Origin of the sequence: Friedmanniella luteola (assembly GCF_900105065.1) — a bacterium.
GTDB classification, from domain to species: domain Bacteria; phylum Actinomycetota; class Actinomycetes; order Propionibacteriales; family Propionibacteriaceae; genus Microlunatus; species Microlunatus luteolus.
On record NZ_LT629749.1, the window covers coordinates 1,589,283 to 1,603,767 of the forward strand.

The 14,485-nt window shown below is 72.7% G+C and carries 15 protein-coding genes; 9 read left to right on the forward strand and 6 right to left on the reverse strand.

What is annotated here, in order from left to right:
• Nucleotides 1–19: 19 nt before the first annotated feature.
• The 5 genes from BLT72_RS07500 (at nucleotide 20) to BLT72_RS07520 (ending at nucleotide 5,415) form a co-directional block, all read left to right on the forward strand.
• Complete coding sequence (locus BLT72_RS07500) at nucleotides 20–214, forward strand: DUF3046 domain-containing protein (protein ID WP_091411631.1); 195 nt, start codon at nucleotides 20–22, stop codon at nucleotides 212–214.
• Between the two features lie 212 nt (nucleotides 215–426).
• On the forward strand, nucleotides 427–1,476 hold the full coding sequence (gene recA, locus BLT72_RS07505) for a recombinase RecA (RefSeq protein ID WP_231930412.1): 1,050 nt from the start codon (nucleotides 427–429) through the stop codon (nucleotides 1,474–1,476).
• Nucleotides 1,477–1,760: 284 nt separating this feature from the next.
• On the forward strand, nucleotides 1,761–2,237 hold the full coding sequence (locus tag BLT72_RS07510) for a regulatory protein RecX (protein WP_157720335.1): 477 nt from the start codon (nucleotides 1,761–1,763) through the stop codon (nucleotides 2,235–2,237).
• A 286-nt stretch (nucleotides 2,238–2,523) separates the two neighbouring features.
• On the forward strand, nucleotides 2,524–4,161 hold the full coding sequence (gene rny, locus BLT72_RS07515) for a ribonuclease Y (RefSeq protein WP_091411635.1): 1,638 nt from the start codon (nucleotides 2,524–2,526) through the stop codon (nucleotides 4,159–4,161).
• Between the two features lie 63 nt (nucleotides 4,162–4,224).
• Nucleotides 4,225–5,415, forward strand: a complete 1,191-nt coding sequence (locus BLT72_RS07520) for a cysteine desulfurase-like protein (protein ID WP_091411637.1) — start codon at nucleotides 4,225–4,227, stop codon at nucleotides 5,413–5,415.
• Here the strand turns inward: BLT72_RS07520 and BLT72_RS07525 are convergent.
• From BLT72_RS07525 to BLT72_RS07545, 5 genes are all read right to left on the reverse strand, one after another.
• Entirely contained in the window at nucleotides 5,412–6,311 is a 900-nt protein-coding gene (locus tag BLT72_RS07525) for an amino acid ABC transporter permease (RefSeq protein WP_091411639.1), read from the reverse strand. The genes BLT72_RS07520 and BLT72_RS07525 overlap by 4 nt on opposite strands.
• Nucleotides 6,308–6,997 carry an amino acid ABC transporter permease gene (locus BLT72_RS07530; RefSeq protein ID WP_091411641.1) on the reverse strand — a complete coding sequence of 230 codons (690 nt, stop codon included), beginning with the start codon at nucleotides 6,995–6,997 and terminating at the stop codon, nucleotides 6,308–6,310. The genes BLT72_RS07525 and BLT72_RS07530 overlap by 4 nt, the downstream gene beginning before the upstream one ends.
• Before the next feature lie 64 nt (nucleotides 6,998–7,061).
• Entirely contained in the window at nucleotides 7,062–7,907 is an 846-nt protein-coding gene (locus BLT72_RS07535) for a glutamate ABC transporter substrate-binding protein (RefSeq protein WP_091411643.1), read from the reverse strand.
• Nucleotides 7,908–8,017: 110 nt separating this feature from the next.
• A complete protein-coding gene (locus BLT72_RS07540; protein ID WP_091411646.1) occupies nucleotides 8,018–8,842 on the reverse strand; it encodes an amino acid ABC transporter ATP-binding protein in 825 nt (274 codons plus the stop codon).
• Between the two features lie 75 nt (nucleotides 8,843–8,917).
• Nucleotides 8,918–9,820 carry an aldose 1-epimerase family protein gene (locus BLT72_RS07545; protein WP_091411648.1) on the reverse strand — a complete coding sequence of 301 codons (903 nt, stop codon included), beginning with the start codon at nucleotides 9,818–9,820 and terminating at the stop codon, nucleotides 8,918–8,920.
• Between the two features lie 106 nt (nucleotides 9,821–9,926).
• Here BLT72_RS07545 and miaB point away from each other — a divergent pair, with 106 nt between their 5' ends.
• Nucleotides 9,927–11,432 (forward strand): tRNA (N6-isopentenyl adenosine(37)-C2)-methylthiotransferase MiaB, encoded by a 1,506-nt coding sequence (gene miaB, locus BLT72_RS07550; protein ID WP_091411651.1) that lies wholly within the window; start codon nucleotides 9,927–9,929, stop codon nucleotides 11,430–11,432.
• 78 nt (nucleotides 11,433–11,510) lie between these two features.
• Here the strand turns inward: miaB and BLT72_RS07555 are convergent, their stop codons facing one another.
• Nucleotides 11,511–11,702: an antitoxin gene (locus BLT72_RS07555; protein WP_091411653.1), complete on the reverse strand. Its 192-nt coding sequence runs from the start codon at nucleotides 11,700–11,702 to the stop codon at nucleotides 11,511–11,513.
• A 159-nt stretch (nucleotides 11,703–11,861) separates the two neighbouring features.
• Here BLT72_RS07555 and miaA point away from each other — a divergent pair, with 159 nt between their 5' ends.
• From miaA to BLT72_RS07570, 3 genes are read left to right on the forward strand one after another with little or no spacing between them, the layout of a single operon-like run.
• The gene (gene miaA / locus BLT72_RS07560) at nucleotides 11,862–12,833 is read left to right on the forward strand and encodes a tRNA (adenosine(37)-N6)-dimethylallyltransferase MiaA (protein ID WP_091416964.1); all 972 of its coding nucleotides are present in this window, start codon (nucleotides 11,862–11,864) and stop codon (nucleotides 12,831–12,833) included.
• Nucleotides 12,834–12,837: 4 nt separating this feature from the next.
• Nucleotides 12,838–13,677 carry a diaminopimelate epimerase gene (gene dapF, locus BLT72_RS07565; protein ID WP_091411655.1) on the forward strand — a complete coding sequence of 280 codons (840 nt, stop codon included), beginning with the start codon at nucleotides 12,838–12,840 and terminating at the stop codon, nucleotides 13,675–13,677.
• Nucleotides 13,677–14,444: an SDR family NAD(P)-dependent oxidoreductase gene (locus BLT72_RS07570; RefSeq protein WP_091411657.1), complete on the forward strand. Its 768-nt coding sequence runs from the start codon at nucleotides 13,677–13,679 to the stop codon at nucleotides 14,442–14,444. Before dapF ends, BLT72_RS07570 begins: the two co-directional genes overlap by 1 nt.
• Nucleotides 14,445–14,485 lie beyond the last annotated feature (41 nt).

The following is a 14,485-nucleotide window of genomic DNA, read 5'->3' on the forward strand; positions in this document are numbered from 1 at the left end:
TGGGCGGGGGTGGCAGGGCGTGAAGGAGACCGAGCTGTGGCAGCGGCTGCAGGACCAGCTGGGGGCGGGCTACCACCGGGTCTGGGCGGCGGAGTACAGCCTCGCCGAGCTGCAGGGCCGCACCGTGGTCCAGGCGGTCGACGACGGCATCCCGGTGAAGACCGTCTGGCGGGCGGTCTGGGCCGCCCTGGAGCTCCCGGCCCGCGAGCGCTGACGCCCGCACGGGCACCGCGCAGGACGGCGCGGACCGCACCGGCGTGTCCGCTCGCCGTTCGAACACCTGTTCGGTAAGTTGTCCACCGGGTCGGTCGACGCCCCGGCGCTGTCCACAGCGTCGCCGCGTCCCGGACCTCTGTCAGTGCCTCTCCTTAGAGTCCCTGCACAGACCGCACGACACGGAAACGCCCGGACGGGTGAGGGAAGGACATGATGGCGACCAACGACCGCGAGAAGGCGCTGGAGACAGCACTCGCCCAGATCGACAAGAACTACGGCAAGGGCTCGGTGATGCGGCTGGGCGACAACGTCCGCGTACCGCTGGAGACGATCCCCACCGGCTCGATCGCGCTGGACCTCGCGCTCGGCATCGGCGGGCTGCCGCGGGGCCGGGTCGTGGAGATCTACGGCCCGGAGTCCAGCGGCAAGACGACCGTCGCGCTGCACGCCATCGCCAACGCCCAGGCCGGCGGCGGCATCTGCGCCTTCATCGACGCCGAGCACGCGCTCGACCCCGACTACGCCGCCAAGCTGGGGGTCGACACCGACTCGCTGCTGGTCAGCCAGCCCGACAACGGCGAGCAGGCGCTGGAGATCGCGGACATGCTGGTCCGCTCGGGCGCCCTGGCGCTGATCGTCATCGACTCGGTGGCCGCCCTGACGCCCCGCGCCGAGATCGAGGGCGAGATGGGCGACAGCCACGTCGGCCTGCAGGCCCGGCTGATGAGCCAGGCGCTGCGGAAGATGACCGGCGCGCTCAGCAACTCCAACACCACCGCCATCTTCATCAACCAGCTGCGCGAGAAGATCGGCGTGATGTTCGGCTCGCCCGAGACCACCACCGGTGGTCGCGCGCTCAAGTTCTACTCCTCGATCCGGCTCGACGTGCGTCGTATCGAGACCCTCAAGGACGGCCAGGAAATGGTCGGCAACCGGACCCGTGTGAAGGTCGTCAAGAACAAGGTCGCGCCGCCGTTCAAGCAGGCCGAGTTCGACATTCTCTACGGCAAGGGAATCAGCCGGGAGGGCAGCCTCATCGACCTCGGCGTCGAGGCCGGCATCATCCGCAAGGCCGGCGCCTGGTTCACCTACGACGCCGACCAGCTCGGCCAGGGCCGGGAGAACGCCCGCGGCTACCTGATCAGCAACCCCGACCTCGCCAACGAGCTCGAGAAGAAGATCAAGGAGAAGATGGGCATCGGTCCGCAGCTCGACGTCCCGGCGGGCGTCGACCCCGTCACCGGTGAGGTGGAGTTCTGAGCCCGGCCCTCGACCCGGCCCGCGAGCAGCGCGGGCCGGTCGGCGCGGACCCGGTCGACCAGGTCCGGTCGTGGCTGACGGCGCAGGGGGCCACCGTGCCCCCGGTTCCGGAGCCGTCCCGGCCCGACCGTGCACGCCGGTCCCGGCCAGAGCCGGACCGGGCCGCCGACGCGGAGGCCGGGCGCTCGGCCGGACGGGCCGCGCCGGACGGTGAGCGTCGAGGTCGCCGCGGCTCGGGGCGCAGCCGACGGAGTGAGTCCGCTCCCGAGGCCCGCCCGGACGACGTGGAGGCCGACCCGGAGGGTGTGGCGCGGACGGTCGTCCTCCGCAAGCTGGCGGTGCAGGCCCGCACCCGGCACGAGCTCGCGACGGCGCTCGCCGCCCGCGAGGTCCCCGAGGACGTCGCCGACGCCGTCCTGGACCGGATGGAGGCGGTCGGCCTGGTCGACGACGAGGCCTTCGCCCGGGACTGGGTGGAGTCGCGTCAGCAGCGCCGGCACCTCTCCCGTTCCGCGCTCCGGCGCGAGCTGCAGACCAAGGGCGTCGACCGCGACCAGATCGACGAGGCCGTCGCCGGCGTCGAGACCGACGACGAGGTGGAGGCGGCGCTCGCGCTGGCCACCAAGAAGTTCCGCTCCATGCAGGGGCTGGAGCGCGACGTGCAGTACCGCCGGCTGGCCGGGGCACTGGCGCGCCGGGGCTTCAACGGCGGGGTGGCCGCGACGGTGCTCAGCCGGGTGCTGGACGGCCCGCGCGACTGACGGCGGGCGGCCTCCGGCCCCGCCCGCACCGGGTGCGCCCTGCTTGACCGCCGGTAGCCCGAGCCATACTCTGCCAGCAGAGGTTTCAGCGTGTTTTGTTCGACCCGAAATGTGAACCGTCAACCAATACCGACGGCTTGATAAATCGCCCGATCTGTCGTTTTGAGTTCTGCCCCGCGACCACCCAGGACGCGCCGTGCGCCGGTTGGTCCACCGTTTCCAGTGCTCGTCTGCGCAGGCTGAAGCCTCTTGAGTACACGCGGGAGCGTGTAGACGGGAGTGCGCCATGAGTTCAGTGCTGGCCTGGGTCGTGCTGGTCGCGTTGGTGGTCGTCGTCCTGGCCCTCGTCGGCATCGTCGTGATGGTGCGGCGTTCCGCCGCCCTGACCGCGTCGACGCCGAGCGCCGGGCTGACCGCCGAGGTCGTCGAGGATCCGCGGCACCAGGCCCAGGAGGCCGAGATCGCGGCCGCCCGGGAAGAGCTGGCCGGGCTGCGAGCGCGCTCCGAGCAGGAGCTGCGGGTCACCCAGGAGAAGACGGGCGCGCTGATCGCGACCGCCGAGAGCGCCCGGGCCGAGGCCGACCAGGAGGCGCGCGCCCGCCGGGCCGAGCTCCAGGAGCAGCGCTCCGACCTGGAACGCCGTGAGCAACGGCTCGTCGACCGGGAGGAGCGGCTGGACAGCGAGGGGCGCAGCCTGGACGACCGCGCGCGGCAGCTGGACGAGCTGAAGGCCCAGCTGAAGGCCCAGCGTCACGCTCTAGCTGAGGTCGAGACCGAGCGCCAGCAGGCGCTGGAGCGGGTCGCCGGCCTCACCGCCGAGCAGGCGAAGGCCGAGCTGGTCGCCGCGGTGGAGCACGACGCGAAGCGGCAAGCCGTCCTCGTCGCCCGCGACGTCGAGCGCCAGGCGACCCGGGACGCGGACGCCAAGGCCCGGATGATCGTCGTCGGGGCCATCCAGCGGGTCGCGTCGGAGCAGACCTCGGAGTCCGTGGTCTCGGCCGTGCACCTGCCCGGCGACGACATGAAGGGCCGCATCATCGGCCGGGAGGGCCGCAACATCCGGGCCTTCGAGCAGGTGACCGGGGTCAACGTGATGATCGACGACACCCCCGAGTCGGTGCTGCTGTCCAGCTTCGACCCGGTCCGGCGGGAGACCGCCCGGATGACCCTGACCGAGCTGGTCAAGGACGGCCGCATCCACCCGCAGCGCATCGAGGAGGTGCACGAGCGGAGCAAGGCCCAGATCGAGCAGCAGTGCCTCCGGGCCGCCGAGGACGCGATGGCGGAGGTGGGCATCTCCGACCTGCACCCGGCGCTGGTCCCCATCCTGGGCACCCTGCGGTACCGGACCTCCTACGGCCAGAACGTCCTCAAGCACCTGGTCGAGTCGGCGCACATCGCCGGCCTGATGGCCGCCGAGATGGGCCTCGACATCGCCCAGTGCAAGCGCTCGGCGTTCCTCCACGACATCGGCAAGGCGCTCACCCACGAGGTGGAGGGGTCGCACGCCGTCATCGGCGCGGACCTCGCCCGCCGCTACGGCGAGCACCCGGACGTGGTGCACGCCATCGAGGCGCACCACAACGAGGTCGAGGTGAAGACCGTCGAGGCGATCCTCACCCAGGCCGCCGACGCGATCAGCGGCAGCCGGCCGGGCGCCCGGCGCGAGAGCATCGAGGCCTACGTGCAGCGGCTCGAGCGCCTGGAGGAGATCGCCGGGGCGCGGGACGGCGTGGACAAGGTCTTCGCCATGCAGGCGGGCCGCGAGCTGCGCGTGATGGTGGTGCCCGAGGTGGTCGACGACATCGAGGCCCAGGTGCTGGCCCGCGACATCGCCAAGCAGATCGAGGAGGAGCTGACCTACCCCGGTCAGATCCGGGTCACCGTCGTCCGGGAGTCCCGGGCCACCGAGACGGCCCGCTAGCCGCCGGCCGGTCGGCGGCCCGTGCCGTCGGACCCGGCCGGACCCGTTGATAGGTTCGGCCGGGTGAGTCTCGACCTCGTCCGCGTCCGCGCCGACTTCCCGGCCCTCGAGGCCGGGTTGGCCTACTTCGACAGCCCGGGTGGCACGCAGACGCCGGCGCCGGTGGCCGAGGCCGTCCGGACGGCGATGAGCGGCCCGCTCTCCAACCGGGGCACCGCCAACCTCGCGGCCCGGAACGCGGACACCATCGTCGTCGAGGCCCGCCGGGCGGTCGCCGACCTGACCGGGGCCGACCCCCGGGGCGTCGTCTTCGGGCGCAGCGCCACCCAGCTCACCGTCGACTTCGCCCGGACCCTCGTCCGGGACTGGGCGGCCGGCGACGAGCTGGTGGTCACCCGGCTCGACCACGACGCCAACATCCGGCCCTGGGTGCTGGCGGCGCAGGACCGCGGCGTGACGGTGCGCTGGGTCGACTTCGACCCGGCCAGCGGTGAGCTCGACCCGGCCGCGGTCGCCGCGGTGCTGACCGAGCGCACCCGGCTCGTCGCCCTGACCGCGGCCAGCAACCTCATCGGGACCCGCCCGGACGTCCGGGCCGTGGCCGACGCGGCGCACGCCGTCGGCGCCCTGGTCTGGGTCGACGGCGTGCACTACGCGGCGCACGCACTGGTCGACGTCGGGGCGCTGGGCTGCGACGTCTTCGTCTGCTCGCCCTACAAGTTCTTCGGGCCGCACCACGGCGCCCTGGTCGCCGACCCCGCCCTGCTCGAGGGCCTCCACCCGGCCAAGCTGCTGCCGTCGAGCGACGCCGTCCCCGAGCGCTTCGAGCTGGGCACGCTGCCCTACGAGCAGCTGGTGGGGACGACGGCGGCGATCGACCACCTCGCCGGTCTGCTGCCCGGCACCGGGACGCGCCGCGAGCGGCTCGCCGCCAGCATCGCCGCGGCCGAGGAGCACGAGGCCCGCCTGCAGGCCCGGATCGAGCAGGGCCTGGCCGAGCTCGACGCCACGCTGTACAGCCGGGCGGCGCACCGGACCTCGACCCTGCTGTTCGACCTGCCGGGCCTCGAGGCCGCGCACGTCGCGGACCGGCTGGCCGGTGTCGGCGTCAACGCACCGGCCGGTCACTTCTACGCGATCGAGGCCTCGCGGCACCTGGGGCTGGGCGACCGCGGGGCCGTCCGCGTCGGCCTCGCGCCGTACAACGACGACGCGGACGTGGACCGCCTGCTGGCCGGGCTGGGCGCCCTCTAGAGGACGCCGACGCCCATCCCGCCACCGACCGGGGCGACCTGGGCCTGGTCGTCGGGGTCCGGCGGCGGGGTGCCCTTCGCGGAGCGCTGCAGCCGGCGCTCCAGCAGCCGCGCGAGGAAGGTCAGGCTGTAGTTGATGAGGATGAAGATCGCGGCCAGCACGATGAAGGTCGGGATCAGGTTCCCGAAGTTCGTGCTCAGGTTCTGCCCGCCGCGGATCAGCTCGGAGAAGTTGATGATGTAGCCGAGGGCGGTGTCCTTGAGGATCACGACCAGCTGGCTGAGCAGCGAGGGCAGCATGGCGGTCACCGCCTGCGGCAGCAGGATCGCGGTCATGGCCTGGGACGGCGTCAGCCCGACCGCCAGCCCCGCCTCGCGCTGGCCCCGGGGCAGCGAGTGGACGCCGGAGCGGATGAGCTCCGCGATGACGGCGGAGTTGTACAGCGTCAGGCCGGCCACGACGCCGAACAGCGAGGCCGCGTCGCCCGTGATGCCCACCACGAACACGGCGAAGTAGTACGAGAAGATCATCATGACCAGCACCGGCACGGAGCGGAAGAACTCCACGTAGGTGCCGCAGACCAGCCGCAGCACCCGGGACTGCGACAGCCGGCCCACGCCGAGCACGAGCCCGACGACGACCGAGAGGACGACGGCGATGGCCGCCGCCTTGAGCGTGTTCACCAGCCCCGGCAGCAGATAGGCCGTCCAGGTGACCGGATCGAGGAAGGGTCGCCACTTCTCCGCGGTGAACTGGTTGTCGTCCGGGTTCGCCAAGCCGCGGACCACCAGGACGAGCAGGGCGACGAGGACCAGCACGGCCACCACGCCGACGACCCGGTAGGTGCGCCGCGCCCGCGGTCCGGGGACGTCGAAGAGGACGACCGGTGCGCTCATCGCTGCACCACCAGCCGGCGCGAGAGATAGGTGAACAGCAGCCCGGTGGGCAGCGTGAGCACCACGAAGCAGACCGCGATCAGCACGAAGATCGCGTACAGCAGGGACGGGCTGAACTCGATCATGTTCCGCATCTGGTACGCGAGCTCCGCCACGCCGATGGTGGCCACCACGGTGGTGTTCTTCGTCAGCGCGATGAGGGTGTTGCCGAGCGGGGCGATCGCGCCCCGGAAGGCCTGGGGGAGCACCACCTCCCGCAGGGTGGGCAGGAAGCCGAGCCCGATCGCCCGGGCCGCCTCGGCCTGGCCCTGGGGGACGGTGTTGATGCCGCTGCGCAGGGCCTCGGCCACGAAGGAGGCGTGGTAGACCGCCAGCGCGATCACGCCGAAGCGGAAGGTGTTGTCCGCGATCGAGGTGGGCGAGGCCGGGTCGGCCAGCTGCACCCGGAGGGTGTTGCTGATGCCGAACAGGCAGAAGAACACGATCAGGGTGAGCGGGGTGTTGCGGATCAGCGTCACGTAGGCGGTGCCGAAACCGCGCAGCACGACGACGGGGGAGACCCGGCAGACCGCGACCACCGTCCCGATGACCAGCGCGCCGACGGCCGAGGCCACCGTGAGCTTGATGGTCATCCAGAACGCGCCCAGCACGTCGTACTCGGTGAGCAGCCTGGCGAAGCCGTCCACGGCGTCCTCCTCGGTGGTCGAGCCGGAACCCGGGCGGGACGTCGCCCACCCGGGGCCGTGATGATCAGGAGCAGGGGTCCGGCTTCGGCGGGTTCGTGCTCGTGTCGGGCTTGAAGCCCGACGCCCCGACCGTGTCGTCGAGGGCCTTCTGCCACGAGCCGTCGTCGACCATCTTCTGGATCGCGGTGTTCACCGACTCGCAGAGCGCGGTGTCGCCCTGCTTCAGACCGACGCCGTAGCGCTCCTCCGAGAAGGGGGCGCCCACCACCTTGAGCTTGCCCTGGTACTGCGACTGGGCGGCGAAGCCGGCGAGGATCACGTTGTCGGTGGTGACCGCGTCGATGGTGCCGCTGTTCAGCGCCTGCACGCACTTGGAGTAGGTGTCGAACTCCTGGAGCTGCACCCCGGAGGCGTAGTTGTCCTTGATCTTCTGCGCCGACGTGGAGCCGGTCACCGAGCAGAGCTTCTTGCCGTTCAGCGCGTCGGGGCCGGTGATGTCGCTGTTGTCGGTCTTGACCAGCAGGTCCTGGCCGGCGACGAAGTAGGGCCCGCCGAACGAGACCTTCTGCTTGCGCTCGTCGGTGATCGAGTAGGTGGCGAAGATCATCTTGACCTGGCCGCTCTGCAGCAGCGTCTCGCGCTGGGCCGACGGCGACTCCTTGAAGGTCACGTCGGTGAAGCCGAGCTCCTTGGCGACGTAGCGGGCGACGGTGACGTCGAAGCCCTGGTAGTCGTTGCCGACCTGCTGGCCGAGGCCCGGCTGGTCGAACTTGATGCCGATGGTGACGGGGCCTCCGGAGCTCGCCGCGTCCCCGGCCGGGGCGGCGTTCTCCTCGTTGACGCAGCCCGCCATGGCCAGCGTGAGTGCCGCAGCGGCGGTGCTGCCGGCGATCTTGGTGATGGTCCTCATGGTTCCCCTCCGGTGTGGGCGCGGGAGAGCAGGCCGCTGCTCCCGATCGCTCGGGTCGTTCCCCGTGCACCGTGCCGCGACCGGTGGGTCACCGCACCGCACGTCCTGAGCTAGTGGGTCAGGATCTTGCTCAGGAAATCCTGGGCCCGCGCCGAGCGCGGGGCGGTGAAGAAGGTCTCGGGCGGTGCCTCCTCGACGATCTGGCCGTCGGCCATGAACACGACGCGGTTGGCCGCCTTGCGGGCGAAGCCCATCTCGTGGGTGACCACGACCATCGTCATGCCCTGCCGGGCGAGGGACACCATGACGTCGAGCACCTCGTTGACCATCTCGGGGTCGAGGGCGGACGTCGGCTCGTCGAAGAGGATGACCTTGGGGTCCATGGCCAGGGCGCGGGCGATCGCCACGCGCTGCTGCTGGCCGCCGGAGAGCTGCGCCGGGTACTTCTCGGCCTGGGAGTCGACGCCCACCCGCTGCAGGATCTCCATCCCGCGCCGCCGGGCCTCGGCGGCGTTCGTGCGCCGCACCTTGACCGGGCCGAGGGTCACGTTCTCCAGCACGGTCTTGTGGGCGAACAGGTTGAAGGACTGGAACACCATGCCTACGTCGGCCCGCAGGCCCGCCAGCGCCTTGCCCTCCTCGGGCAGCGGCTGGCCGTCGATGGTGATCGTGCCGCCCTCGATGGTCTCCAGACGGTTGATGGCCCGGCACAGCGTCGACTTCCCCGACCCGGACGGGCCGAGCACCACGACCACCTCACCGCGGCCCACCGTGAGGTTGATGTCCTGAAGCACGTGCAGGCTGCCAAAGTGCTTGTCGACGCCGCTCAGCACGACCAGCGGCTCACCGACCGGCGTCGCCACCGCGGGAGACGTGGCGTCGTCGTGCCCCGTGCCCGCGTGCGGACCTGCAGGCGGCCCTCCCGACTCCGTCATGGGCCGACCCTAGAGGAGCCAGGTCGCGGTTGGGGGCACCGACATGTTGAGATCCGGTTACGGGCCCCGGCCCGGTCAGCGCCCGTTGACGCCCCAGCGGCCGGTGTAGGTCTTGCCCGGCGCCAGCACGATCAGCCCGTCGTGGGTGATGCCCTCGTTGAACGCGTCGGGCCCGCAGGTCATCGGCTCGATGGCCAGCGAGAGGTCACGGCGGTCCTCACCGGTGAAGACCTGGATCCACGTCATCGTGTCGTCGCCCCACAGCTCGGCGGCGCGGTCCCCGAGAGCCAGCTTGACCCGCCAGCGGCCGTCCTCGTCACGGTCGAGGTCGGTGAACGCGTGGTCCAGGTTGGTGGCCCCCAGGTGGGCGCCCGCGCGGAGGTCCTTCTCGGTGCCCTCGACCGGGGCGAGGCGGACGGGGAGCAGCCGCTCGTCGACCTCGAGGTAGGTGCGCGCGGGGACGGTGACCGCGACCTCGTCGACGGTGGTCTCCCCGACGGTGAAGTAGGGGTGCGCGGCGTACCCGAAGGGCACGTCGACGTCGCCGATGTTGGTGGCCCGGACGGTCACCTGCAGGCCGCGCTCGCTGACCTGGTGGGTGATCGTCGCCTCGACGATGCCCGGCCAGCCCGACCGCGGGTAGACCCGCACGCTCTGGGTGAGGGTGTCCTCGGTGTGGTCGACGAGCGTCCAGGGGACGTGCCGGACCAGGCCGTGGATGGCGTTGTGGCGGTCCGGCTCGCTGAGCGCGAGCTGCTGCTCCTCGCCGCCGAACGTGTAGAGCCCGTCGCGGATCCGGTTCGGCCAGGGCAGCAGCTGCTGCCCGCGGCCCTTGTGGACCACCTCGTCGGCCTCGAAGCCGCGGACGACGTGCTGCCCGCCGACCGTGTAGGTGCGCAGCGTCGCGCCGACCTCGGTGACGACGACGCGGTGCTCGCCGGAGACGATCTCGTACTGCTCGCCGGTGGGGTTGGTCATGGGTCGAGAGCGTAGTGCCGGGGTCCGGGGCGCCCGCGCGGAGGACGGTCCGCGACGCCCGCGGCGGGGCTGCGGCCCCGCCGGTGGCCGTTAGGCTGGGACCGCCATGTCGACCCCAGTCCTCGCTCCTCTTGCCGGGCGGACCTACGAGATCCGCACCCACGGCTGCCAGATGAACGTCCACGACTCCGAGCGCCTCGCCGGCCTGCTGGAGGGCGCCGGCTACCGCCGGGCCGACCGCGGGGGAGCCCCGGACGTCGTGGTGTTCAACACCTGCGCGGTCCGGGAGAACGCCGACAACAAGCTCTACGGCAGCCTCGGCCACCTGCTGCCCACCAAGAACGCGACGCCCGGCATGCAGATCGCGGTCGGCGGCTGCCTGGCCCAGAAGGACCGCACCGAGATCGTCCGCCGCGCCCCCTGGGTCGACGTCGTCTTCGGCACGCACAACATCGGCGCCCTGCCGGTGCTGCTCGAGCGCGCCCGCGTCGAGCAGGAGGCGCAGGTCGAGATCGAGGAGGCGCTGCAGACCTTCCCCTCGAACCTGCCCACCCGTCGCGACTCCGCCTACGCCGCCTGGGTCTCGGTCAGCGTCGGCTGCAACAACACCTGCACCTTCTGCATCGTGCCGGCGCTCCGCGGGAAGGAGACCGACCGCCGCCCGGGCGACGTCCTCGCCGAGATCGAGATGCTCGTCGCCGACGGCGTCCAGGAGGTGACCCTGCTCGGCCAGAACGTCAACGCCTACGGCGTCGAGTTCGGCGACCGGGCCGCGTTCGCCAAGCTGCTCCGGGCCTGCGGGGAGATCGACGGGCTGGAGCGGGTGCGCTTCACCTCTCCGCACCCCAAGGACTTCACCGACGACGTCATCGCCGCGATGGCCGAGACGCCCAACGTCATGCCCCAGCTGCACATGCCGCTGCAGTCCGGCTCGGACACCGTGCTGCGGACCATGCGGCGCTCCTACCGCAGCGACCGCTACCTCGGCATCATCGACCGGGTGCGGGCGTCGATGCCCGAGGCCGCCATCACCACCGACATCATCGTCGGGTTCCCGGGCGAGACCGAGGCCGACTTCCAGGCGACGCTCGACGTCGCGGCGGCCGCGCGGTTCGCGGCGGCGTTCACCTTCCAGTACTCGGTCCGCCCCGGGACGCCCGCGGCGACGATGCCGGACCAGGTGCCGAAGGCCGTCGTCCAGGAGCGCTACGAACGGCTGGTCGCGCTGGTGGAGCAGAGCGCCTGGCAGGAGAACCAGCGCCTGGTCGGCACCGAGGTCGAGGTGATGTTCGCCGACGGCGAGGGCCGCAAGGACGCCGCGACCGCGCGGATGTCCGGCCGGGCCCGGGACAACCGGCTGGTGCACGTCGCCGTCCCCGAGGACCCCGCCCGCCGGCCGCGTCCCGGCGACCTGGCGCGGACCACCATCACCTACGCCGCCCCGCACCACCTGACGGCCGACGCCGGGATCACCGGTCTCCGCCGGACCCGCGGCGGGGACGCCTGGGAGGGGCGCCGGGCCGCCCCGGCCCGGCCGGCGGTCAGCCTGGGCCTGCCCGCCGTGGGGGTACCGGCCCCGCTCGCGCCGGCGGGCGCCTGCCAGGTCGGCTGACCTCGGCAGGGCCCACCTGCCGGGTCCGGGGACGCGACAGCCCCGCCGGTCCGCGGACCGACGGGGCTGCTGAGGCGGTCAGGCGGGCGGCGTGTCCTTGCGCAGGAAGTCGCCCAGCTTCTCCTGGGCGACGCCGACGCCCCGGTCGATCTGGTCGGTGTGCTCGCCCCCGGTCCGCCGGTCGGCGAGGTCGGCCGCCTTGTCCAGACCCTGCTCGACCTTGTCCGGGTGCTGGCTCAGCACGTCCTTGGCCTTGTCGAAGATGCCCATGGTGTCGCCTCTCGGTCGGTGTCGTGGTCTGTCGCGGGCGGTTGGATCGCGGGCCCGCGCCACTCCAGCCTGCCTTGCCGCCCGCAGTGCTCGACCACCGGGTCCGGACGTCGGTCGGGCGCCGCAGCCCGCTGGGCCACACTGGTCGCCGTGACCGTGGTGCTGGTGGGTCCGACGGCCGTCGGCAAGACCGCCCTGGCCGTGGCGCTGGCGCGCCGCTACCGGGAGCAGGGCCGGCCGGCCGAGGTCGTCAACGCCGACTCCATGCTGGTCTACCGCGGGATGGACGTCGGGACGGCCAAGCCGACGCCCCAGGAGCGGGGCGGCGTGCCGCACCACCTGCTCGACGTCCTCGACGTGACCGAGACCGCGACCGTCGCCGAGTTCCAGGCCCTCGCCCGCGCCGCCATCGCCGACTGCCGGGTGCGCGGGGTGGTCCCGGTGGTCGTCGGCGGGTCGGCGCTGTACGTGCGCGCCGTCGTGGACGACTTCGACTTCCCCGGCACCGACGCGGGCGTCCGCGCCCGGCTGGAGTCCGAGCTGGCCGTCGTCGGCCCGGCGGGTCTGCACGCGCGGCTGGCCGCGGTCGACCCGGCGTCGGCCGCGACGATCGGCCCCGGCAACGGCCGGCGGCTGGTCCGCGCCCTCGAGGTGGTCGAGCTGACCGGCCGGCCCTACGCGTCCACGCTGCCCGCGCACCGCTACCTGCTGCCCGGGGTCGTCCAGATCGGGCTCCGGATCGACCGGCCCACCCTCGACGCGCGCATCGCGCAGCGGGTCGAGGCGATGTGGGCGGCGGGCTTCGTCGACGAGGTGCGCCGCCTCGCCGAGCGCTCGCCGGGTCTGCGCGAGGGCGTCACCGCCTCCCGGGCGCTGGGGTACCGCCAGCTGCTCGCGCACCTGGACGGCGAGCTGACCGAGGCCGAGGCCCGGGAGCAGACGGTCGCGGGGACGCGCCGCTTCGCCCGCCGGCAGGGCGGCTGGTTCACCCGCGACCCGCGGATCACCTGGCTGGACTGGGACGCCCCGGACCTGGTCGACGCCGCGCTCGCCGCCGCCGGACCCGGCGGCGAGGGACCCGACCGGGGGACGGCCGTCGGCGGGGACCTCCCGCCGGCTCTGGGAGACTGAGCCCATGCGCAGGTGGTCGTTCAGCAAGGGGCACGGGACCGAGAACGACTTCGTGGTCCTGCTCGACCGGGACGACACGATGGGCGTCGGCCCGGCCGAGGTCCGCTACCTCTGCGACCGGCACGCCGGCCTCGGCGGCGACGGGCTGCTGCGGGCGGTCCGGGCCCGGCACGTCCCCGAGTGGGACGGCGACGGCTCGCTGTGGTTCATGGACTACCGCAACGCCGACGGGTCGGTGGCCCAGATGTGCGGGAACGGGCTGCGCGTCTTCGCCCGCTTCCTGCTCGACCACGACCTCGCCAGCGGCCCCACCCTCCAGATCGCCACCCGCACGGGCCTGCAGGAGGCGACGGTCCTGCCCGACACGCGGATCCGCGTCTCGATGGGCCCTGTCCGCGTCGACGCGCCGGCGACGCCCGTGACCGTGCGCACCGGGGACGGCACCGAGCACGTCGTGCTCCCCGCCGACGTGGGCAACCCCCACGGGGTGGCCTTCGTCGACGACCTCGGCGCGCTGGACCTGCACACCGCCCCGCAGGTGCCGGCCGACGTCTTCCCCGAGGGGGTCAACGTCGAGTTCGTCCGCGTGCTGGGTCCCCGGCACATCGCGCTCCGGGTGCACGAGCGCGGGGTGGGGGAGACCCGCTCCTGCGGCACGGGGACCGTCGCGGCGGCCGCCGCCGCTCGCGTGCACACCGGTGACACCACGCCGCTGCCGGTCACCTATCGTGTCGAGGTGCCTGGCGGCGAGGTCGAGGTCGAGCTCGCCGAGGACCAGGCCCATCTGACCGGCCCGGCGGTGCTCATCGCCCACGGCCAGGTCCTGGTACCCGAGGAGGGGTAGTGGCAGTCCTGGACACGTTCTCGCTCGCCGGCAAGGTCTCGGTGGTCACGGGGGCGAACCGCGGCATCGGCCGCGCGCTCGTCACCGCCCTGGCCGAGGCGGGCAGCGACATCGTCCTGCTCGTCCGCGACGCCGACGCCGGCGCGAGGACGAAGGCCGAGGTGGAGCAGCTGGGCGTCCGCGCCCACGTCGTCACCGCCGACGTGACCCACCCCGACCAGGTGCAGCGGGCTGTCGAGGAGTCCGTCGCCGGTCTCGGCCAGGTCGACGTCCTGGTCAACAACGCCGGCTTCTGCGTGCACCGGCCCGCCCTCGAGGTCACCCCCGAGGAGTGGAGCTCGGTGATGGACGTCAACGTCACCGGCGTCTGGAACTGCGCGCAGGCCTTCGGCCGGGTGATGGTCGAGCAGGGCAGCGGCGCGATCATCAACATCGGCTCCATCTCGGCCCAGATCGTCAACCGGCCGCAGCACCAGCCCGGGTACAACGCGTCGAAGGCGGCGGTGCACCAGCTGACGAAGTCGCTCGCGGCGGAGTGGGCGCCGATGGGCGTCCGGGTCAACGCGCTGGCCCCCGGCTACACCAAGACCGAGATGGCCCCGGTCGACAGCCCGGAGTTCCGCCGGCACTGGATCGAGGACGCTCCCATGCAGCGGTACGCGCTGCCCGAGGAGCTCGGCCCGAGCGTGGTGTTCCTGGCCTCGGCCGCCTCCGGGTTCATCACCGGTGAGGTACTCGTCATCGACGGCGGGTACACCCTCTTCTGAGCGGGCGGCCGTGCGCGGCCGGGGGAGCAGGAAATGCCCTC